This window comes from Sulfurimonas sp. (assembly GCF_041563035.1).
In the GTDB taxonomy this organism is placed as follows: Bacteria; Campylobacterota; Campylobacteria; order Campylobacterales; family Sulfurimonadaceae; genus Sulfurimonas.
Map to the genome: position 1 here is coordinate 148,402 of NZ_JBFFNS010000001.1, position 22,338 is coordinate 170,739.

At 34.8% G+C, this 22,338-nt stretch carries 22 protein-coding genes; 15 read left to right on the forward strand and 7 right to left on the reverse strand.

What is annotated here, in order from left to right; translation table 11 throughout:
* Window positions 1–70 precede the first annotated feature (70 nt).
* Complete coding sequence (locus tag ABZC13_RS00715; RefSeq protein ID WP_372998491.1) at window positions 71–283, forward strand: hypothetical protein; 213 nt, start codon at window positions 71–73, stop codon at window positions 281–283.
* A 10-nt stretch (window positions 284–293) separates the two neighbouring features.
* Here ABZC13_RS00715 and ABZC13_RS00720 read toward each other — a convergent pair whose 3' ends face one another.
* A complete protein-coding gene (locus ABZC13_RS00720) occupies window positions 294–2,051 on the reverse strand; it encodes a DNA polymerase III subunit gamma/tau (protein WP_372998494.1) in 1,758 nt (585 codons plus the stop codon).
* Between the two features lie 89 nt (window positions 2,052–2,140).
* Window positions 2,141–3,901 carry a GGDEF domain-containing protein gene (locus ABZC13_RS00725; RefSeq protein ID WP_372998497.1) on the reverse strand — a complete coding sequence of 587 codons (1,761 nt, stop codon included), beginning with the start codon at window positions 3,899–3,901 and terminating at the stop codon, window positions 2,141–2,143.
* A 133-nt stretch (window positions 3,902–4,034) separates the two neighbouring features.
* On the opposite strand from ABZC13_RS00725, the gene ABZC13_RS00730 reads away from it, so the two are divergent.
* Window positions 4,035–5,078, forward strand: a complete 1,044-nt coding sequence (locus ABZC13_RS00730; RefSeq protein WP_372998501.1) for a chemotaxis protein CheX — start codon at window positions 4,035–4,037, stop codon at window positions 5,076–5,078.
* 2 nt (window positions 5,079–5,080) lie between these two features.
* Here ABZC13_RS00730 and murI read toward each other — a convergent pair whose 3' ends face one another.
* The 3 genes from murI to ABZC13_RS00745 all read right to left on the reverse strand — a co-directional run bounded on the left by murI (window position 5,081) and on the right by ABZC13_RS00745 (window position 7,784).
* Window positions 5,081–5,824, reverse strand: coding sequence for a glutamate racemase (gene murI / locus ABZC13_RS00735; RefSeq protein ID WP_372998504.1), 744 nt, complete (start codon window positions 5,822–5,824; stop codon window positions 5,081–5,083).
* Window positions 5,824–7,164: a transcription termination factor Rho gene (gene rho, locus ABZC13_RS00740; protein ID WP_372998508.1), complete on the reverse strand. Its 1,341-nt coding sequence runs from the start codon at window positions 7,162–7,164 to the stop codon at window positions 5,824–5,826. Before rho ends, murI begins: the two co-directional genes overlap by 1 nt.
* A gap of 107 nt (window positions 7,165–7,271) precedes the next feature.
* Window positions 7,272–7,784, reverse strand: coding sequence for a MarR family winged helix-turn-helix transcriptional regulator (locus tag ABZC13_RS00745; RefSeq protein WP_372998511.1), 513 nt, complete (start codon window positions 7,782–7,784; stop codon window positions 7,272–7,274).
* Window positions 7,785–7,879: 95 nt separating this feature from the next.
* Here ABZC13_RS00745 and ABZC13_RS00750 point away from each other — a divergent pair, with 95 nt between their 5' ends.
* Genes ABZC13_RS00750 through ABZC13_RS00760 form a run of 3 tightly spaced genes read left to right on the forward strand, consistent with a single transcriptional unit; the run spans window position 7,880 to window position 13,310 of the window.
* Complete coding sequence (locus ABZC13_RS00750; RefSeq protein WP_372998514.1) at window positions 7,880–8,926, forward strand: efflux RND transporter periplasmic adaptor subunit; 1,047 nt, start codon at window positions 7,880–7,882, stop codon at window positions 8,924–8,926.
* A complete protein-coding gene (locus tag ABZC13_RS00755) occupies window positions 8,926–12,069 on the forward strand; it encodes an efflux RND transporter permease subunit (RefSeq protein WP_372998517.1) in 3,144 nt (1,047 codons plus the stop codon). The genes ABZC13_RS00750 and ABZC13_RS00755 overlap by 1 nt, the downstream gene beginning before the upstream one ends.
* Window positions 12,069–13,310 carry a TolC family protein gene (locus ABZC13_RS00760; protein ID WP_372998519.1) on the forward strand — a complete coding sequence of 414 codons (1,242 nt, stop codon included), beginning with the start codon at window positions 12,069–12,071 and terminating at the stop codon, window positions 13,308–13,310. The genes ABZC13_RS00755 and ABZC13_RS00760 overlap by 1 nt, the downstream gene beginning before the upstream one ends.
* Window positions 13,311–13,332: 22 nt before the next feature.
* Here the strand turns inward: ABZC13_RS00760 and ABZC13_RS00765 are convergent, their stop codons facing one another.
* Together ABZC13_RS00765 and ABZC13_RS00770 are read right to left on the reverse strand one after the other, a co-directional pair.
* A complete protein-coding gene (locus ABZC13_RS00765; RefSeq protein ID WP_372998522.1) occupies window positions 13,333–14,475 on the reverse strand; it encodes a methyl-accepting chemotaxis protein in 1,143 nt (380 codons plus the stop codon).
* Window positions 14,476–14,502: 27 nt separating this feature from the next.
* Entirely contained in the window at window positions 14,503–15,060 is a 558-nt protein-coding gene (locus ABZC13_RS00770) for a hypothetical protein (RefSeq protein ID WP_372998525.1), read from the reverse strand.
* A gap of 86 nt (window positions 15,061–15,146) precedes the next feature.
* On the opposite strand from ABZC13_RS00770, the gene surE reads away from it, so the two are divergent.
* From surE to ABZC13_RS00820, 10 genes are read left to right on the forward strand one after another with little or no spacing between them, the layout of a single operon-like run.
* Window positions 15,147–15,932 carry a 5'/3'-nucleotidase SurE gene (gene surE, locus ABZC13_RS00775; protein WP_372998528.1) on the forward strand — a complete coding sequence of 262 codons (786 nt, stop codon included), beginning with the start codon at window positions 15,147–15,149 and terminating at the stop codon, window positions 15,930–15,932.
* Between the two features lies 1 nt (window position 15,933).
* Complete coding sequence (locus ABZC13_RS00780; protein WP_372998530.1) at window positions 15,934–16,572, forward strand: ThiF family adenylyltransferase; 639 nt, start codon at window positions 15,934–15,936, stop codon at window positions 16,570–16,572.
* 1 nt (window position 16,573) lies between these two features.
* Window positions 16,574–17,473, forward strand: a complete 900-nt coding sequence (locus tag ABZC13_RS00785) for a hypothetical protein (protein ID WP_372998532.1) — start codon at window positions 16,574–16,576, stop codon at window positions 17,471–17,473.
* Between the two features lie 15 nt (window positions 17,474–17,488).
* On the forward strand, window positions 17,489–17,869 hold the full coding sequence (locus ABZC13_RS00790; RefSeq protein ID WP_372998535.1) for a hypothetical protein: 381 nt from the start codon (window positions 17,489–17,491) through the stop codon (window positions 17,867–17,869).
* Complete coding sequence (locus ABZC13_RS00795) at window positions 17,853–18,104, forward strand: thiamine biosynthesis protein ThiF (protein ID WP_372998538.1); 252 nt, start codon at window positions 17,853–17,855, stop codon at window positions 18,102–18,104. The genes ABZC13_RS00790 and ABZC13_RS00795 overlap by 17 nt, the downstream gene beginning before the upstream one ends.
* Window positions 18,105–19,103 carry an LPP20 family lipoprotein gene (locus ABZC13_RS00800; RefSeq protein WP_372998541.1) on the forward strand — a complete coding sequence of 333 codons (999 nt, stop codon included), beginning with the start codon at window positions 18,105–18,107 and terminating at the stop codon, window positions 19,101–19,103.
* A gap of 47 nt (window positions 19,104–19,150) precedes the next feature.
* The gene (gene greA / locus ABZC13_RS00805) at window positions 19,151–19,648 is read left to right on the forward strand and encodes a transcription elongation factor GreA (RefSeq protein ID WP_372998544.1); all 498 of its coding nucleotides are present in this window, start codon (window positions 19,151–19,153) and stop codon (window positions 19,646–19,648) included.
* The gene (argC, locus tag ABZC13_RS00810) at window positions 19,635–20,639 is read left to right on the forward strand and encodes an N-acetyl-gamma-glutamyl-phosphate reductase (RefSeq protein WP_372998546.1); all 1,005 of its coding nucleotides are present in this window, start codon (window positions 19,635–19,637) and stop codon (window positions 20,637–20,639) included. Before greA ends, argC begins: the two co-directional genes overlap by 14 nt.
* 7 nt (window positions 20,640–20,646) lie before the next feature.
* Window positions 20,647–21,363, forward strand: a complete 717-nt coding sequence (locus ABZC13_RS00815) for a UDP-2,3-diacylglucosamine diphosphatase (protein ID WP_372998549.1) — start codon at window positions 20,647–20,649, stop codon at window positions 21,361–21,363.
* 26 nt (window positions 21,364–21,389) lie between these two features.
* Window positions 21,390–22,331, forward strand: a complete 942-nt coding sequence (locus tag ABZC13_RS00820) for a chemotaxis protein CheV (protein ID WP_372998552.1) — start codon at window positions 21,390–21,392, stop codon at window positions 22,329–22,331.
* Window positions 22,332–22,338 lie beyond the last annotated feature (7 nt).

Below are 22,338 nucleotides of genomic sequence, written 5' to 3' on the forward strand. Positions count from 1 at the left end.
AATTGCCATATATCTGTAGGTTTCATTTTTCTTGCGCTATATTTCTACTATTGATTTAGTAGGAATATATATGAGAGATTTTCATGGTGTTATTGAAGAGTTGAAACTCTATCTGGCAGTAGGTAAAAATAAAAAAGTTTTAGATAAAGATGTAGCTGTTGCGCTTAATATGTCTCAGGCAAATTTTGCAACCATTAAGCGAAGAAACTCAACTCCATATAAAAATGTTTTAGAGTTTTGTAAAGAAGAAGATCTTTGCTGTAGTGATGTCTTTTTCGAATAGTTTGTAGAATTTAAATCTTAGACTGTATCGTTATCTTCGTAGCTTCAAATAGTTCTATGGCTTTTTGAACCATAGGCTCATCCTTGATGTTTGTTCCACTTACTTCTTTTATTTCGTTTTGGGCAGGGGAGCAGTTAGTTACACAACTAGCACTTCCACCCATTTCAGCATCTTCAATCATAGACATACTCTGTTCATGTTGCATCTGAGGTTGTTCTATTTTTGGAGACGAGGGAGTAGCTAGAGGGATGTCATTTTTTTTTTCTTCTACTTCTTTTGTGCATGCTTGATGTTTGATTTTTGTCTCAAAACCAAAAGTCTCTCGTACAAGTTGTTTTATAGCGGAGTAACCGTGAGTCAGAGTCTTTTTACACTCTTCATTAGCACAACTTTCCCAAGTGAGAATTTCATCTTCATAAGATATATAAGAGATAGACTCCTCAAAACATCTGCCTAGTTCAGTATTTCTGTCTTTGATGCTATGAACTAGTTCATTGAACATCTTTAGAGATAGATTTGGCATCTCTACTGGTGCTTCTACTTGTTGTACGGTATCCGGTTCTGGAATATGTGTTTCAAGAGGTGGCATCTCATCTTGAAAAAAATCTTGCTGAGGAATCTTTTCTTGAACACGGTCTTGAACTTCAACCGGAGTAGATTGTACAGGTTCTATGTTTATACTAGATATCTGAGGTCTCTTTATCTCTTTTTGAAGAGACTCGATCATTTGATCAACTTCTTTTATACGAAGAGCTTCAACCATTTTGAAAAAGATAAGAGATAGTACAAAAGAGCCGTCTGCATTGATGCTAAAGAGTGACTTAGAATCACTTAAAATTCTAAAAAATCTATCTAAAACAAGAGTTGAGAAAAGTGCATCTTGGTTGTACATACGCTCTTTAAGATAGGCTATAAGTTCGTCTACAACCATCTCAGCTTCATAGTCTTCTAGTATTTGTGTGTACTGTACAAGACGGGCATAGTCTTTTGCAAATACTGCACTAAAGAGATCCATGATGAACTTAGGATCAACAAGCCCCAACATATCTGTAACCGTATTGACATCTACATGATTTTTAGAGTAAATAATGGCTTGATCAAGCAGAGTAAGAGTGTCTCTTAAACTTCCGTTTCCACTTCTTGCTAATATTTCTAAAGCATCTGCCTCATACTGTATCTCTTCAAGGTTTAGGATATGAGCTAGATGGTCTATGACTTTTTTAGTTGCAATAGACTTAAATCTAAAGTGCTGCGTACGGCTTAAAATCGTTGCAGGAAGTTTTAGAGGGTCAGTAGTAGCCAAGATAAACTTTACATACGAAGGTGGCTCTTCAAGAGTCTTAAGCAAAGCGTTAAAAGCCTCTTTTGTAAGCATGTGAACTTCATCGATTATAAATATCTTATATCTTGCAGATGCAGGTTTATACTTCGTCTGCTCTATAAGATCTCTGATATCATCTATCTTTCTTGAAGAAGCAGCATCCATCTCTACTATGTCCATGTGACGGTTTTCTACTGCTAGAGTACAGTTTTGACAAATCCCGCAAGGTTGGTGTGACATACCTTGTTCACAGATAAGAGCTTTAGCAAATATACGAGCTGTTGAAGTTTTTCCACTTCCTCTAAGACCTGAAAAAAGGTATGCGTGAGAGAGTCTGTTTGAGTCAAGTGCAAGTGATAAAGTCTGAGCAATAGTCTCTTGACCGATAAGCTCATCAAAGTTTGAGGGACGATATTTTCTTGCTAATACTTCAGAAGACTCTTTCACATGCAACTCCAAATTAAATTGTAAAGATTTTAGCATCTATAGAGTTAAACTATGATTTAAAAATTAAAATATTATTTATATGTTTGTACTTATATCATACAACTTAGTGAGACGTGTGAGAGTTCATGTTTAGCAACTTTTTTCTGCACAGATAAGATGTTGTTTATCTTAGTAACGCATCTTTTTTCAGATCGTTTATGAATAAGTAAAACTGAGGCACTGACCGTTAAAAGTGGGAATTCTTTTTTGTTTCCTTCTCTATCTTTTGAAAGTATATATCCTCTTGCTTTATCATCTTGAGAATAGAATTCTATAACATCATCTGTAAACTTTTTAACTATATTTTTTACATCAGTAATATATATTTCATTATCATCATGTGTACTTTTTATTCCGACAAAAAAATCATCTCCTCCTATGTGAGCTTTGAAAAACTCCTGAGGCAGGTTTTTTCTAAGTATGTCAGCAAAGAGTTGTATTACTCTATCACCATTTCTAAAGCCGTAAACATCGTTAAAAGCTTTAAAATTATCCAGATCAAAGTAGCAAAGAAGATATGTCTCTTTCGATTTTGAAGCATCCCAAACATACTTTTCTATCATAGTGTTTCCAGGTAGTTTTGTGAGTGGATTCTGTTCTCTTGCAAAAAGTAAGTTTTGCTCGTTCATGATAGTTATAATGGCTCTTGCGGATAAAAAGCCATAGTATTCAGAATCTTTGGTGATAATAATTCCTATAGACTCAGGGTTATTAGAAAATAGCTCAATAATGGTTGATATTTCACTGTTTATATCTGCTATGGCACAAGGGTTTATCAGATTTTTCAGTTTTGATTTCTTTGAGTCATCATTTAGCAGTAGAGACCTTCCATAGGGAGAGTATAGGAAGTCTTTGATCTGGTCGTCTTGTAGAATACCAACCGGTTCATAGTGAGAATTTACAATTGGTATGATAGTAGATTCTTGATGCTTTTTGAAGTACTCAATAACTGTAGCCATTTTTGTTTTTATATATAGAGTCGGAATCTTCTTGATATAAGTGCGTATTTCATATCCCTTATCCATAAAACGCTGATCTTTATTTATAATATCAGATATTTCTGTGTAGTTTGATTTTATTTGAGTTACATCAGTAGTTGGTCTTTGAATAAAATATCCTTGAACTAAGTGGCATCCGACATCTCTACATACTAGAAGTTCTTCTATTGTCTCTACTCCTTCTGCGACAACTTGGATGCCAAGTTGAACAGCTAAATGAGTAATACTTTTGAGCATTACTTTTTTCTTTGGATGCTTGTGAACGTCTTGCAAGAAGAATCTGTCTATCTTTAATATATCAGGTTTCACATCATGAAGAAGTTTATATCCTGAGTAACCAACACCAAAGTCATCAATTGCTATACAGTAGTTGTCGTCTTTGTAGTGCTGCATGATTGTTTGCATATCGTGTATGCCGTCTATCTGATGTCTCTCAGATATCTCAAAACAGATAGTGTCTTTTTTTATCTTATGTTCTAGTAGAATTTTCTTGGTATTTCCCTGAGCAAAGTTTGGCATCTCAAAGAGACGGTTATCAAGATTGTAAAATAGCTTTAGGTCTTGATATATAGCTATTTCTGTAAATTTTTTAATAGTTTTTTTTCTAAGTTCTAGGTCAAATGAGTAGAGTATATTTTTTTTATATACTTCATCAAAAATATCAAATATTGATTCAAAACCTGCTTCTTTATGATTTCTAAGAAGCGCTTCTACTGCAAATATTTTTCCTGTATGAATGTTGAGTATTGGCTGAAAAGCAATATCTAAAACGCTTAAGTTTTCATACCACTCTTTGGGTAATTGATTTTCCATGTCACAATTCTAGTCTTTGAATATTTCGAAATGGTTACTAAGGTATTTTACGTGAACAATTAGTATAGTTATAGGAGAATTTAATTGATACGATGTTAATATTTTATTAACAAGAAAATCAAAGAAAGAGCAGATGCATACTAAAAACAGTGATTTGATAATGGTTAGTTACAATGGTGTAATTCAAGACCGCAGCAATAGATTATTAGAAAGCTCGATTATCTCAAAAAAAGATATGATTAAAGATAAGAAGATAAAAGGTATCTTAGTGTCTTTAAAGGGCGTAGTATATGAAGGTGATTCTGTTATCCTAAAAATGCTGGTCAAACGGTTAAATATCCTAAGCCAAAATATGGGGATTTCAATAAGCCTTATTGACTATAGTATGGAGTTATATCGACTTTTCAAAAAAGAGATTAAAAACACCAAAATAAGGTTGTTCAAAAATATTAATGTTGCAAACCTCTTTCTTGATCCTAAAGCATTCAAAGAAGGTATGTGTGTTTTGGTATATGACGATGATGAACAAAACAGTAAAAATTTATCTTCTGAACTCTCTAAGTATGGCTATACCGTAATAAGGGCGAAAGATTCAAAAGAGTTTCAAGAGCGTATGCATGAAGAAGCTCATGATATTATTATCACGCAGAGTGCTCTTAATGAAAAACTAAATAGTTCAAAATCATCCAAAAATGCTCTTAGACTATCAAAAATGCTTATAAGTAATCTTCCAGTTTTTATGGATACGGCGGTGGAGACCTTAGTCTCTTTCACCGGACTCAAAGCAGAGAAATCTGCACACAGCATCAAAGGTTTTGATACAAGTCTGGATGTAGATAATATCTGTGCAGTTATGCATTTTAAGGGTGATTTAGAGGGGTTTTTTACTCTGGTTTTCCCAGAGGACATAGCAATAATAGCTCTTGAATCACTTCTTGGCGAGACAGTATTATTGAGCGATGTTGAGACTTTAAAAGATGGTGTCGGTGAGTTTTGCAATATTATTACCGGAAGTACGAAAACATCCTTTGCCAATAAAGGTATAAAGATAATATTTGACTTGCCCAAGACATACAACTCTTTAAAAGCGACTCAAAGCTACATTGGCGAGAATAATGGAGTTTGGATAGATATGCAGTTAGCGGGTAAGCCGTTTTACATGTTTATAACAAAGTAGGTTTAAAGAGATAACCACTTTGCTGCAACAGCCTTAAGTGCATCCGGGTTCTCAGATGCAAAAAACTTCAGAGTCGGTTTATCATATTTATGAGTAAACTCAAACTTATTTTCAAGATACTCTACAATAGCATCCCCAGAGTGAATAATAATACTCTCTTTTGAAAAGTAATTTTCTATTCTCTCTGAGATAAGTGGAAAGTGTGTACAGCCTAAAATAATTGCATCCGGCTTTTGTACATCTTTGAAGTAGTGTTCGAGAGTTGCATCTAAGATTTTACCACTAAATATTTCTTCTTCAACCAGTGGAACAAACAAGCCTGTAGCTTTTGCTTGAAGGTTGTTATATCCTCTCTCTTTGAGTCCAATTTCATAAGCTTTTGAGTTTACAGTAGCTTTTGTACCAAGGATAAGAATGTTTGAGTTTTTGTTTGTAAGTGCATTTGCAGTGGCTAATACACCGGCTTCAACAACTCCGATTACAGGGCAAGTTGAACTCTCACGCATTTCATCAAGTGCATAAGCACTAACTGTATTACAAGCCACGATGATAAGGTCTATTTCGAAGTTTTTGAAAAATTCTACGGCTTCTATTGCGTAGCGGATGATTGTGTTTTTGTCTTTGACTCCGTAAGGAACGCGAGCAGTATCGCCAAAGTAGATGATCTCTTCAAACAGAGCGTGTTCTAACATAGATTTAACTACAGTCAGCCCACCAATTCCGCTATCAAATACACCTATTTTCATTATTTGTCTGTATTCATACTTTCTAAGAATTCAGCATTAGTCTCTTTTTTACCCATAGTTGTGTAGATAAATTTAAGAGCTTCAACTTCATTATCTTGTTTGTGTAGCATCTGGCGAAGAATAAATACTTTTTGAAGAGTTTCAGGACCGATAAGAAGTTCATCTTTACGAGTACCAGACTTAAGAATATCCATAGCAGGGTATATTCTTCTATCAGCAATTTTTCTATCAAGAACAACTTCCATATTACCAGTACCTTTAAACTCTTCAAAGATAACTTCATCCATTCTACTACCAGTATCTACCAGTGCAGTAGCGATGATAGTAAGACTTCCCCCGTTTTCAATGTTACGAGCAGCACCGAAGAAACGTTTTGGTTTATGTAGAGCATTTGCGTCTACACCACCGGATAGTACTTTACCGCTTGAAGGTGTTACGGTATTGTAAGCACGAGCAAGACGAGTGATAGAGTCAAGAAGGATTACAACATCTTTGCCTAACTCAACACGACGTTTAGCTTTCTCAATTACCATCTCAGCAACTTTAACATGGTTTTTTGCAGGCATATCAAAAGTAGAGCTATAAACTTCACCCTTAACGCTTCTCTCCATATCTGTTACTTCCTCAGGTCTCTCATCAACAAGTAAAACAATTAGGTCAATTTCTGCATGATTAGTAGATATACCATGAGCAATCTCTTTTAAAAGTTCAGTTTTACCACTTCTTGGAGGTGCAACGATTAGACCACGCTGACCTTTACCTATAGGACAAAAAAGGTCCATCATACGACCAGTCAGACCTTTCTCTCTATATTCTAGATTGATTTGATCTAGTGGATATAGTGGAGTAAGATTTTCAAACAGTGGTCTTTTTTTACTCTCTTCAGGAGGCAAGCTGTTTACTGCTTCTATCTTGATAAGTGCATAGTAACGTTCTTGGTCTTTTGGAGGTCTAACTTGACCTGTTACAACATCACCGTTTCTGAGTGCAAATCTTTTTATTTGTGTATTTGACACGTAAGCATCGTTGATACTTTCATTAAAACTTTTATCTATAGAACGGATAAACCCATAACCGTCTTGCATAATCTCTAAAATACCACTAAATAGTATGAAACCACCTTGCTCAGTTTGAGCCTTTAGAATTTCAAAGATAATATCTTGTCTTTTTAATTCATTTGGATGTTCAACATTTAACTCGTTGGCAATTATTACTAACTCTTCTGTCGTTTTTGTACGAAGATCTTCAACGCTAGCGCCTTTTACAGGCTTGTGTGTTCTTGATTTTGAGTTGTTTCTTGTATTGGTTTTGCGAGGTGTTTGTGAAGTGTTTTCACTCATATAGTTAGTACCTTAGTTTCATTGGGATTTTTTTTATTAAGAAGGGTTGTAAGTTTTAATGATGTAATTTTACAATAATAGGGTATGTAAAGTCAAGTTTATGCTTATTATTCAACGCCATCAAGAGCTTTAAAGAGTAAATCGGACAAGCTTTTTCTCTCATCGCTCTTTACGTGAGCGAAGATTGCTTCTTCAACTTCTATTACATCAGCTAAAGATCTCTCTAAAATATCTTTACCGCTTGGAGTTAACTGAACAAGCTTACTTCTTTTGTCTTCTTCATTATTGAGTCTTTTTATAAACTCTTTTTGCTCTAATCTTTTTAAAACTTTAGTCATTCCACCAGAGGAGAAAAATAGTCTTTCATATAGTTTTGTAGGTGTTAGAGTATGGTTTTCATCATGAGCTGAGTGAAGAGATGCAAGTACATCTAGCTCACTGTTTGACATATTATACTTTCTGTCTAAAAGATCACCTATCCTGGTCAAAAGCTTTTGAGATAGCATTAGCAGAGGTAGAGTTACATAACCAATATCGCTATTACTACATATATGGTCTTCACCCTTGTTGTCAAGGTGTAATTTTAATTCGTTAGCATTCATAAAACGAATTATAGTCAAATAATCTGCATAAGTAAATATGTCTTACTGGAAAGATATATTTAAGAGAAAGTATGTTATCTTTCCAGCAAGATAAATAAGGAAGTGTAAAAATTATGAAATTTATACTATTGTGCATAGCACTGTTTTTAAATATACAAGCAAATGAAACTAAGGGTGCTCAGCCACCACCATCTTTAGTCAAAACGCTAAAAGTTAAAGAGGGTTATGCAAACTCTCTTCAAAATTATGTAGGTACTCTTTACTACGATAGAAATTCAAAGCTTGCTTCTGATAGCTCAGGTGTTGTGAGTAAATTGTATGTAAAAGAGGGACAAATAGTAAAACAAGGAGATATTCTTTTAAAGTTAGAAAGTTCTATCTTAGAAGCTAAATTAAAAGCAAAACAAGCAACTTTAGACTCTTTTCTAGCACAGCAGACTAAACAACAAAAAGATCTTAAACGTGCAGAAGCTCTTATAAACAAAAAAAGTATTGCACAGAGCAGTTATGATAATACTTACTACACATTAGAAGCATTAAATTCAGAGATAGATTCACATAAAGCTGAACTTCTTTCTATGAAGATAGAACTTCAAAAAAAGAGTATTAGAGCACCTTTTGACGGTGTAGTTGTAAAAAGAGATGTAGATATAGGTGAGTGGGTTGCAGTAGGCAGCAGTGTCTTTAACTTAGTAGACCCAAAGAGTATAGAGGCAAGAGTAAATGTTCCCAGTAAGCTTTTAGATACGCTTTACAATGGGCAAAAACTACAAGCTATGATAGAGAAAAAAGATATGGAAGTAATCGTTAAGACTATCGTTCCTTTAGCTGACAAAGCAAGTCGTACCTTCCCTGTAAAACTTTCATTTAAGTCTGATAAAAACCTTATCCAAGGAATGAGAATAGATGTGAAAGTGCCTACACTTAAAAAAGAAAAAGTTCTTCTTGTTCCTCGTGATGCTGTTATCAAGCGCTTTGGAAGTTTTGTAGTATTTAGCGTTGCTGATGGCAAAGCTATGATGATTCCTGTAAGTGTTATTAACTATACTCAAAGCCAAGCAGCTATTTTAGCGCAGGGACTAAAAGTAGGAATGAGTGTAGTTACAAAAGGGAATGAGAGAATCTTTCCAAATATGCCAGTAGTTGAGAAGGCAGATTAATGAACCTCATTGATATATCTATAAAAAAACCGGTTAGTGTTTTTGTTGGTATAGTCTTAATTCTGATGTTTGGTATGGTAGCTCTGACTCAGTTACCATATAAACTAACTCCAAATGTAATCGAGCCTGAAATAGGGGTAGTGACTCTATGGCCAGGGGCTACTCCCAGTGAAGTAGAACGTGACATAGTTGAAAAACAAGAGGAGCAGTTAAAGTCTACTCCTGGACTTGTAAACTATGAAGCGACTGCATCTGATAATCTTTCAGAAATTACTCTGACTTTTGAAGTCGGCACTGACATGAACAAAGCGCTTCTTGAAGTATCAAATAAACTAAATCAGGTTGATAGTTATCCTGAGAATGTTGAAAAACCTATTATTCAATCTGCAGGATCAAATGCATCTCCTACTATTTGGATGGGTTTTGTTGTAAATGAGGGTAATGACAGAGATGTTGATACATATCTGTCATACTTGGACAATGAAGTAAAAGAGCAGTTTGAACGTGTATCAGGAGTGGCAAGCATCTTTGTCCCAGGTGGTACAAAAGATCAGCTTCATATAAAACTATTTCCACAAAGACTTGCGGCTCACGGACTTACAATTGACTACGTGGCAACAGCAATCCAAAATGAAAATGTAGATACTGCAGCAGGGACTGTTGATATTGATAGACGTACTTACCGTGTAAGAACATCTGCGAGATTTACATCTATAGAAGATCTCGAGCAGATGGTACTCTTTAATGACGGACAACAAAGCATCCGTCTTGGTGATGTAGCTGAGATATCAAAAGGTTATGAAAAAGTTGTAGCAAATATTTTACAATCTAGTGGTGACAAGCTAAATAAAGCACTTATATATGGCGTTAGAATGGAACCATCAGCTAATGTAGTAGATACTACAAACAGAGTTGAAAAAGTAATGGAGCATCTAAATGCAAATGTACTTCCAGCTCATAATATTCACTTAGAGTGGTTCTATGATCAAAGAGGATATATTCAGGGTGCGATTGACTTAGTTCAGCAAAATATTGCTGTTGGTGCAGTTTTAGCGATTATTATTCTTTTGCTTTTCTTACGCTCATTCTTACCGACTGCGGTTGTATCAGCGGCTATTCCTATTAGTATTGTCGCAACATTTATTGTTTTAAATATAATGGATAGAAGTCTTAATACTATCTCACTTGCAGGTATCTCATTTGCAGTTGGTATGCTACTTGATAGTGCCATTGTCGTTTTGGAAAATATCGACAGACACCTAAAGATGGGTAAAAAACCCTTTGACGCAGCACATGATGGTACAGTTGAGGTTTGGGGTGCACTTGTTGCATCTGCACTGACAACAATAGCAGTTTTCTTGCCTGTAATATTCTTAGAATCAGAAGCAGGACAGCTCTTTAAAGATATTGCTATTGCGGTAACAGCGGCTATTACATTTTCTCTATTTGTATCTGTGTCAGTTATCCCGATGTTTTGGACACAGCTTATAAAGATGAGCTCTACAGATCATGATAAAGAGCATGAGGTTGCAGAGAAACCAGACTCATTTTTATTTAGTATGGCTAAAAAAATTGGTGCACTGTTTATGTCTGGAGTTGTGTGGAGTCTAAAAAGAAGACTAAATCAGTTTATAACAATTGTTCTTATGGCTAGCATCTCTGTTGCTACTATAGTTATGCTCTTTCCGAAGATGGAGTACCTTCCTCAGGGAAATCAAAACCTTATTATGAACATCTTGATTCCACCTCCTGGACTATCTGAAAATGAGAAAAAAGATATTGGACACAAGATATATGAACACATGAAACCTCACTACAAAGATGAAGTTGATGGTATACCACCTATCGTAAATAGTTTTTATGTCTCATATGGTGATCTAATTATTCAAGGGATGATTTCAAAAGAAGAGAGTCGAGCAGCTGAGTATATTCCATTTATGATGCCTGTTGTAAACAGCTTTCCTGGTGTATTTGGTATTTCACTTCAGAGTGGTGTATTTGAGCAGGGAATAGGTGAAGGACGTAATATTGACATTGATATCAGTGGTCAAGATATGTCTAAACTTACTCAAATAGGTGGGATGCTGTTTGGCGCAATCTCTGGAGGAATACAGGGTGCTCAGGTTCGTCCTGTTCCTTCTATTGAGCTTCTATTTCCTGAAGCTCTCATCATACCTGATCGTAACTCTTTAGCAAATGTCGGTATGAGCAGTAGAAGTTTTGGATTTGCAGCAGATGTACTTCTGGATGGTCGTAAGATAAGTGAGTATACTCAAGGTGGGGAGAAATCTATAGATATGATATTAAAATCACATGACAGTATGATTAACTCGCCTGAAGCTCTTTATTTGACTCAGGTTACAACGCCAAAAGCTGGTCTTGTTCCTATGTCTGAACTTGCACAAATGAAACATACTACAAGCATCACAAAAATCCGTCACGTAGATGGCAAAAGAACTATTACACTTCAAGTTACACCGCCAAGTACAATGACTCTCCAAGAGAGTGTTGAGAAATTAGAAGTAATTGTGAAAAACAGTGTGCCTCCAGCTATGTTACAAGATTCAACTGAGGTAAAACTGGCAGGTAAAGCGGATAAGCTTGCTCAGACTATTGAGTCTATGAAGTGGAACTTAGTTTTTGCACTGGCAATTATATATCTACTTATGAGTGCTCTGTTTGGAAACTTTATCTATCCGTTAGTAATTTTATTTACAGTTCCGATGGCAACAGCAGGTGGTTTTGTCGGTCTCAAACTAACAAACATGTTTGTAGCACCACAACCATTGGATGTACTTACAATGTTAGGATTCATAATCCTTATCGGTATCGTTGTAAACAATGCTATTTTGATAGTTCATCAATCTTTAAATAACATACGCCATAACGCTATGAAGTCAAAAGAAGCGATTATTGAAGCTACTCGTTCACGTCTTAGACCTATCTTTATGAGTTCTTTGACTTCTGTGTTTGGGATGCTGCCTTTGGTATTAGTTCCAGGTCCAGGATCTGAGTTTTACAGAGGTTTAGGTTCTGTTATTACAGGTGGACTTGCTCTCTCAATGTTGTTCACAATTTTAGTAACACCGGCACTTATGTACTTAATGCTAAGTCTTAGCGGTAAAAAAGACAAGGAGATATAATGAGAATAATTTTAGTTTTTGTGTCATCATATATGGCACTATTTGGATTAACACTATCAGAATCAATTGACTTAGCTCTAAGTAATTCTCCTAAAGTTTTAATATCAAATAGCAATGTAAAGTATACTCAACATATAAAAGATGAAGCTACTGGCGCTTACCATCCAACAATACAAGCTGGATTCGCTTGGCAAGAGCTGGAAAATCCTACAGCCTTTGCATTTAGTCCAAGTCATAACTATAATCTGAGTTTAAAGTACAACCTGTTTAACGGTTTTTCTGATTACTCTACTGTAAGCTCCAAAGAGTCTGAAATTGAATCTGCAAAGCTTGAGCGTAAGGCTGTAGTATCAGACTTGAAGTTGGCAGTTGTAGTAGCATATACTAACTATTTAAAAGCAAGAAAGCTGATTAAATCTCAAGAGGAGCAGTTGGCATCTCTTACAAAACAGTATGATGATACAAATGTAAGATATGAGCAGGGGATAGTTGCTAAAAATGATTTGCTTTTAATCGATGTTGAAAAACTAAAAGCTGAACAGGCACTTATAAAAGCCAAGAGTGACCTTATAGTTGCTAAGAGCAATCTGGAAAATATTATAGCCGTTACTCTAGAGCAGAGTGAACCTATAGATGACTTTGACGCCAGTGTAAGCAAAATAGAAGAGGTATTCTCTTTAGAGCTTCAGATGATGCAAAACCGTAGTGAGATAAAAGCTATGATCTTTAAAAGCAAGTCACTTGAGAGCCAAAGAGACGCAGTAACAGGAAACTACCTTCCAAAGGTAAATCTGGAAGCTTCACATCAGATAAATGATCAAGAGAGACTCTCAGGTACATCTATATTCCAACCAAAAGACCAGACAACTTATGGAGTAAATGTTACTTGGAGTTTATACTCAGGGATGAGAAACTTAGCTATGAAAAAAGCTTTATTGGAGAAAAATAATCAACAAAATTTTCAACTAAATCAACTAAAGCTGGATTTAAAAAATCAACTAAGACAAGCATACGAAGGTTTTAAAGTTGCAAAGAGTGCAAAATATGTTGCATCTCGTGCTAAAGAGAGTGCAAAAGAGAACTACCGTATAACAGCTGATAGATATAGCCAAGGTGATGTAGATACACTTACTCTGTTAGTTTCTCAGTCAAATCTGACACAAGCTGTAAATGCAAATAACGATGCATATTATGATCTTTTTGTAGCGTATAAAACTCTACAAAGAATAGTTTGGGAGTAGGTCTTAAACTGGTTTCATCTACTTAGCTTTTTAAGCTTGAAACAGCATCCACGACAGAGGAAATATTGACCTTAGCTTCGTTAAGTGCTTTTTGTGTTCTCTCTGCTAGTTTTCTTACTTCATCTGCTACAACGGCGAAACCTCGACCATGCTCTCCAGCACGAGCTGCTTCTATGGCTGCATTTAGTGCTAGTAAGTTTGTTTGGTCTGCAATGTCAGCGATAGTATTTAGTACATTGAAGATATCTTGTGATTGATGTTGTAGCGAGTCTAATCTGTCGTTAAACTCATGCTCTTTTTCATTTTTTGCATCTTGACACTCTTCTAGAATCATGGCTTTTTCTAGTAGAACTTCTTTTTCTTTACTCATTATTTCAATTTTTATATTGAGCTCTTGAAGTAGAGTATCGTGTGATCTTTGCAGTTCTGCTTGTCTCTCTATAAGAGCAGTATTTTCGCTTTGTATTTTTGTAACTACAGTTGAGTCAGATTTGAGTGATTTTATTTCAGCTTCAAGTGAACTGTTTATATCTTTCAGATTTTCTATAAGTTCTCTATCTTCACTCTTTTCTTCTCGTACGATTTGAGTATGTGCTATTTCTTTAACAACAGTTTTTCTAAAAGTAAAAAAGCCGATTGCAAGACCTAAAATAGTTCCAACTAGTCCTAGTACAAGACTTAGCACAGCAGATGACTTTTCAACTATTTTATCTTGATATACAATTTTATCTTTGTAAACTAATTTGTCTTGATAGACTATTTTATCCTTATATATAACTTTTTCGCTAGATTCTTCAGCATGCTTTTTTATAAGCTCTTGACCCTCTTTAGTAATCTTTGTATATAACTCTTTAATTTTTTTTATTCGGCTGGCATCTATGTTTGAGTTGTTCTCATGTAGAGCTGATAAAGTTTTTAGTGTACGACTCTCCAAAGTTTCAAGTGAAGATACTTTTGTCTTATCCAGTGAGAGTGCAGTTGTGATATTTTCATGAGTTGAGAGAACAAGAAAGTAAAGAGATACTTTTTCTTCAGGAGTAAGGTCTAGTGAGATTTTGTCTATCTCGTTGTTTAGTTCTTGGTAGTTTAGCTCTATGGAAGAAGCAAAAACTGATAGTGTGAAAGTAAGTATTAAAAGAAGTTTTTTCATGCTCGTTTTAAGCATGTTCCATGCCAAAGAGTTTAGCACTCTTTATGCATATAAATTTTTGTTAAACTCATCAAACTCTTTAAGAGTTTTCTCTAGTAGTTTCTTAGCATCTTCAAATATTTTTTCAAGTGAGTCTACTGCATCTAGTTTTTCTGTTTTATCAGGAGCTTGTAGTTTACTAATAGAATCATCAAACATTTTTACTATATTAGTTTTAACATTGTTTTTGGCATTCTCATCTCTTTCTTTGCTTGGCTCAAAAATACTTGCTATTTTGTGTGCAAGTTGAGTCACTGGAGATTTTGGAGCTGCATCTTGAAGTTCTTTTAAAAATGAGTCAATAAATGGTTGAGCTATTTTCATAAATGCATCTATCTCTTTTTGATCTTGTGCATCTATTCCGTTGCTTTGAACTGAAAACTGAAACGACTGCATCGAAGCGAAACTCATTGAAGTCTTAGAACCGTTTGCATTTTGTTCGTGGCTAAAAGACGCCGACTGATGATTTGCAAAATCCATCTTTATAACATCTCCGCTAGAAGTTTTCATCTGTATGTTTAAGTCATGTGCGCGGTATGCGTCAAGCCCGTAAGAAGTCATAATTTTTCCTTTGTATCCGTATCTAGATATATCGGAAAAAAAAGTAAATCATAAAGGTTTAATTTGCATTTGTATAAAATGTCTTTATGAAAAATAAATATAGAATTTTAGTTACAAACGATGATGGTTACGAGGCAAAGGGTTTACTCTGTTTAATAGAAGCTTTAAGAGAGTTAGATGATGTAAAAGTGACGGTTGTTGCGCCGGCAAACGAGAAGTCTGCTTGTGGACATTCTCTTACACTTGTAAGACCATTGCGTTTTGTAAGTGTTGATGATGATTTTTACAAATTAGATGATGGTACTCCAAGTGATTGTGTATACCTCTCTTTAAGCACTATCTTTGAAGAGAGAAAACCGGATCTTCTTATAAGCGGGATAAACCGTGGTTCAAACATGGGTGAAGATATAACATATAGTGGAACAGCTGCTGGTGCAATGGAGGGAGTTTTACATGATGTTCCTTCTATTGCTATAAGTCAGGTGATGGACTTTACAAATCCTGAGGGTGACTTTACTCTTGCACAAAAGACTATAAAAGAGCTTGTTCTAAAGATAATAAACGGAACTTTTCCTCTACCTCACAGAGAGTTTTTAAATGTAAATATCCCAGCTGATGTTACTGAGGCTAAGATGCAAGTAACATATGCAGGTTATAGATTTTACGCAAATGACTCACATGTTCATAGAAACCCACGTGGAGAAGAACACTATTGGTTAGGTCTTCATCCGTTAAACTTCTCTCCAAGAGAGGGAGCTAGTGGAATTAGTGATTATGAAGCTATCCAAGCCGGTAATATATCTATAACACCTATACAACTTGATCTTAGTGCATACAAAAGTATGAGTAAACTTCAAGAGTGGATAGATTAGGGTGAAACATAATCGCATAAAACTTTTACTTGAAGATGATTTTGTAAAACTACAAAACGCTAAAATATTACTTTTAGGTGTTGGCGGAGTCGGTAGTTTTTGTCTTGATTGTATGATAAGAAGTGGTATAGAAGATATAACGATAGTTGATTTTGACACTTATGATGAGACAAACCAAAACCGTCAAATGTGGTCAGAGATGCATGAAGGCGAAGCAAAAGTAGAGGCTCTAAAGAAACATTATCCGGATATAAAAATCATAAATGTTCGTATAGATGAGCAGTGGGTTTGGGATTTTGACTTCGATGAGTATGACTTGGTTTTAGATGCCATAGATGACACAAAAGCAAAACTTGCACTTGCACAGAAGTGTTACAAAAAACTTATCTCTTCATTTGGAAGTGCAAAACGCCTTGATCCTACAAAAATAGAAGTAGCTGATATCTGGAAAACTTATGGAGATAAGTTCGGTTCTAAAATTCGTTATGAACTTAAAAAACGAGGTTTTAAGAAAAAATATAGAGTTGTTTTTTCATCTGAAGAGGCGAGGGTAAAAGCAAAGGGAAGCTTTATGGGTGTTACTGCATCTTTTGGACTTGCAATGTGCTCAGAAGCAGTAAGAACAATTATAAAGAAGTAGTATGAAAAGTTTTATAGCTCTATTTTTATTTGTTGGCATCTGGAGTAATCTCCTTGCTGATAACCCTATAGAATATGACTACGAACTTGATGCCTATTACTCAAATGTATCTGCTTTTATAGATTTAGATAAAGATAATAACATAACAGATGCCACGCACTACACAGAAACACAAATATATACTAATCTTATCCGAAATACTTTCAATCCAAATATATTTTTGCTAGAGGCTTCTGTACATCCTATGGGTATAGCTGGGCTTTATTTTAGACAAAATCATGAAGATATGTATGAAAGGTCTAAGATACAAAACTTCAATCTTGTAAAAGCTTTAACAGCAGGTTTTGAAGAACCGTACTCTTTATCATTTTTTGTGGGAAGAATGATGGTCTTTAAAAATCAAAAAGATGATCATATAGGAAATAACAGAGCTTATATTGGTTATCTTTTTACAATCGGTGATTACTCTATCAAAGATAACTTGGCTCATTATGACAAGTGGTACAACCTGGAGTTTAAGCTAAAAGGTACACGAGATAAAGAGGATAGAGACTTAGACTGGAGTTTTAGGGTAGGGACAAGAATACATCAAAACACGGACTTTGTTAACAACATATATATAGGTGCAAGACGAAGCAGTATAGACTATAAAAAGAGTGTTTGGTCTATTGTAAATAACAGTGCATTTTCAACAATGCTTGCGGTGAGTGCGAAAACTTTTGAACTCTCAGAAGCGGAAATAGTCTTAGAAAAAAAGTGGCCGCTAAGCTGGAGTAAAAAGGTTAGTTTTGGTCTTGGCATAGGTTATCTCTATAACAGTGGAGAGAAATATAGTGGAGCACTGAAAGATGAGGGTATAGATAACCATCAACTCATCTTGCGTCCAAATTTTAAATGGTAAATATAAAGGTTTTATTTGTTCGATTTTTTAGATAGTGACTGGTTCAATATAGGTTTAGAGATAGTTTTTTTGATTCTTATATCTTACGATATTAAGAAATATTTTGAGACAAAAAAAAGAGAGTACATAGTAAATATAGTACTAACAATAGGTTTTGCAATCTGGGTACTATACCCATACTACAAAAGTTACTATGGTTGGGATGAAGCACAAAAGCAAGAGATGATATCTACATGTGTAGATGCTAACAATAGTGAGCTTTGCAAGTGTGTGGATGAAGCAATATTTAAAGAGTATGTCTATGATGACTATAAAGCTCTAGATAAAAACTCTAGTGAGTACAAAGAGTTTTTAAAAGAGACTAAAGAAGGATGCCAAGATGAGTCATGGTTTTGATTTGAATGACCCGTTGATATGTGAAGGTATCATTGGTGACGGATGCGGAGGAGGAAGACTCTTTATGGTTAAAGAGAATACTTTAAAAGCATATGATCCTATGACAAAAAACAGTAGAGTATTGCTAGAAGATATAGAGAAGCCTATTAGCATCTCTAAAAAGGCTTGTATAGTGACTATAATCTGTGAAAGTGAAAGAGTCGAATTTGATCTATCTGAGATGAGGAAAGTATAAATGAGATATTTGCTTTTACTTTTTTTATTTGTTGCATCTGGATATGCAAACCCTATGTGGTACCACAATGTACAAAAAACAAAAGCAAACTCTTATGTCGGTTATGGAAGTGGAGCAGACGAAGCAAAAGCTAAACAAGAAGCTTTCAATGATATAACATCTCAAATATCTGTAAATGTAAATACATCATTTTCTCAAAAACAGAAGATGAAAGATGGTAAGTTTAAAAGTATTGAAGAGTTCAGCTCTTCTCAAAAGTCAAATGCAACACTTTATGACTACAAGCTTTTAAAGTCTGAATTTTATGATGGCAAGTACTTTGTAGCTCTGCAATATGAAAATATCCCATCAGTAGATAAGTTTATAAACAAAATAAAAAAGAGTAACATCAAGTTAAAAAACGAAAAACAAAATAGTTACTTAAAGAATACTCCGATGGCAAAAAAACTCAGAAAAGCTTTGAGTAAAGATATAGCTTTTAGCTTAGTCAGAAAAGACGCAAACTGGTTTGTTAAGTACAAAAATATACTTCAAATCCTTGATAAGAAAGACTTTGCTAAGTTCTTTAGTACAGTTGATAATAAACTTATGAGTATAAACACAAACAAGCGCAAAAATATTTTGTATAACGAGGATAAATTTTTCTTCAAAGTCAAGTCTGCTAAAGAGGCTTATGCATCTATCCTTACTGTGTATGAAAATGGTACTGTATCTATACTTGTAAGAAACGTGCCTCTAAGAAAAGGTAAGTTAGAAAATATTCCAGACAAAGATTTTGAGACTATTCCAGAAGCTGGACTTATGCAAAGAGGGATAGAGACTTATGATCTTTATGTACTGCTTCTTAGTAGTAAAAAAATTCACTTAGACAGTTTTGCTCAGGCTGATGAAGAGTTGATAGAAGAAGAGAAGTATAAAAACTTTGATGAGCTTATAGAGTTTATAGATACTGAAGAATATGCTACAATCAAAGTGGTTACAAAGCCAAGAATCTACTAAACTTTGCTATAATTATTAAAATAAAAAATTATATAAAGAGAACAACTATGGAAAAAATTGAACCAATGACACTTTTCGGTTATGAAAAACTACAAGCTGAAGTAAAAGATTTAAAAGAAGTTAAAAGACCTGAAATCGTAAAAGCAATCGAAGATGCGTTAGAGCATGGTGATTTAAAAGAAAATGCTGAGTACCATGCAGCAAAAGAGGGTCAAAAAAACATAGATAATCGTTTAGCAGAATTGGCAGAAATTTTAGGTAATTCTCGCATAGTAGACCCGTCTGAACTTGAACATGCAAAGGTGAGTTTTGGTTCAACAGTTGTTATGACAGATATGGAAACTGACGAAGAGCTTACTTATACCATAGTCGGTGGTTGTGAAAGTAACCCTGACATGGGTCTTATCTCTTTTGGCTCACCTCTAGCAAAACAGCTTCTAGGACGTGAAGAGGGTGATGAGGTGAAAGTCAATCTTCCAAACGGTGTAAAAGAGTACGAGATAGAAGAAGTAAGATATCAGGAGATTGTTTTTGAGTGTCATTAATGTAGGAGTTATTGGAGCTAGTGGCTACACGGGCTTAGAACTTGTAAAAATCCTTATAAATCACCCTGAGTTTACTCTAGCATATGTTGCAAATTCTGAGGGTGCTACGACTATAGATAAGCTGCATCCGTCACTAGCAGGTGTATGTGAACTAGAAGTTCAAAAAGCTGACATAGAAGCAGTAGCTTCTAGTTGTGAGCTTGTTTTTTTAGCACTTCCTCATAAAACAGCTATGGCTTACGTGAAACCGCTTATAGCCAAGGGTGTAAAAGTAGTTGATCTTTCAGCTGATTACAGACTGCCTATAGATATTTATGAAGAGTTTTATACACCTCATACTGATCCTGATAATCTAGAACATGTAGTTTATGGTCTACCTGAGATGTATAGAAAAGAGTTGGAGTCTGCCAAACTTGTGGCAAATCCTGGCTGTTTTCCGACATCTGCTATTTTAGGTCTGCTTCCATTTATGGATAAAAGAGTTCCAAATACGCCTATTATCGTAGATGCCAAAACTGGTGTAAGCGGAGCAGGAAAAAAGCTTAGTGATGTAACACACTTTGTAAATGTAAATGACAACTTGTTTGCTTACAACCCTTTAATGCACAGACATGCTCCAGAGATTGCACAGAAACTTGGTATTTCGTTTGATGAAGTGAACTTTGTTCCTCATCTCATCCCTTTAACTCGTGGAATGATATCTTCTATATATATTCAAGTCCAAAAAGATATGGACGCTTTTATCATGTTAAAAGAGTTTTATAAAGATGAACCGTTTGTTCGTATTAGCGAGAACCCTGTAGATATGAAAAATGTAGCAGGGACTAACTTCTGTGATATTTATGTAAAACAAAAAGGCAATATGCTTTTTATATCCAGTGCAATAGACAACCTCATGAGAGGGGCTTCATCTCAAGCTGTTGTAAATGCAAACATTATGATGGGCTTGTGTCAAAAAACCGGAATACCGACTATAGCTTATGTACCATAGCAACATTGTGCTAAAAGAGGGTGCATTTGTTATATCAGATGCACACTACTCACACATTCGTCCAGAGCTTTTAGACTTTCTAAAATCTATCAATACAAAACAACTTCAACCAACGCAACTCATACTTATGGGTGATATCTTTGATACTCTTTTTGGAAATGTTCCTTATACTCAAGAAGTAAACTCTTTAGCTGTAGAAATACTAAACGAAATATCTAAAGAGATAGAAGTGGTATATCTAGAAGGTAATCATGACTTCAATCTCAAAAAAGTATTTCCTGATGCAAAAGTGTTTGGCATAAAACAACAGCCTGTAAAAATTACATATGGTGATATAGATATATTGCTTGCCCATGGTGACATCGAGAGTCCTCTACTTTATAACATCTATACTTCAATTGTTAGAAATCCATTTGTAATTAGTGTTTTAAATATTTTAGATTCAATCTCAGACCATTTTATTATAAACAGACTGGATGAGTATTTGAGCAAAAAAGATGATTGTAAAGAGTTCACTGGATTTAGAGGGTTTATAGAGAAAAGGCTTGGAAATAAATACGAATGTAACTATTTTGTAGAAGGACATTTTCATCAAAATAAAACACTAAAGTTTGAAGATTATACATATATTAATTTGGCGGCTTTTGCTTGCAATCAAAGATATTTTATTGTAAAATCTTCACAAGATGTTGAATTCTTAGAAGAAAATATTTTTTCTAAATGAGACTATAAAGTCAGGAGATATAAAATATGCATGTAGAGAATTCGCTGAAAGTAGGTTCTAATGAAATGGAGCTTGTTGACTTTCGTATTTTAAAAGAAGAAGATGGCGAAGTTTATGAGGGGATATACGGTATAAATGTTTCAAAAGTTCGTGAAATCATTAAGATGCCAAAACTTACAGAATTACCTGGAACACCTGGATATATAGAAGGTATTTTTGATCTTAGGAGTGTCGTAATCCCAGTCGTTAACTTAGCTAAATGGATGGGTATTACAGCCCCTGAATCAGTAGAAGCAAGTTCAAGAGTTATTATTACCGAATTCAATAATGTTCTTATAGGATTTGTTGTTCATGAAGCAAAAAGAATAAGAAGAATAAACTGGGGCGATATAGAACCGGCTTCCTTTGCAAGTGGTTCAGGTAGTCTTGATGGAAGTAAAATCACAGGTGTAACTAAGATAGAAGGTGACAATGTACTTCTTATACTTGACTTAGAGAGTGTTATACAAGAACTGGGTCTCTATGAGCCAGATATTGATCATGTTCCAGATGATATGGAATCATTCACAGGTTTAGCTCTTGTTTTAGACGATAGTTCAACTGCCAGAAAAATAGTTAAAGAAGCTGTTCAGAAAATGGGATTTAACGTTATCGAGGCAGGTGATGGTCAAGAAGGATTAGATAAGCTAGATGATTTACATAAAATGTATGGTGATGATATTGCTAAACATCTAAAAATAATCATTTCTGATGTTGAGATGCCAAAGATGGATGGTTTTCATTTTGCTGCAAATGTTAAAGAGGATGGGAGATTTAATAATATTCCTATTGTATTTAACTCATCGATTAGTGATCATTTTAGTGAAATTAGAGGTAAAGAAGCAGGTGCTGAAGCTTATTTAGTTAAGTTTGAAGCAAGCTCATTTTATGATGAAGTCGCACGAGTTGTTCGTGCACATATGAAGTAGGAGTATA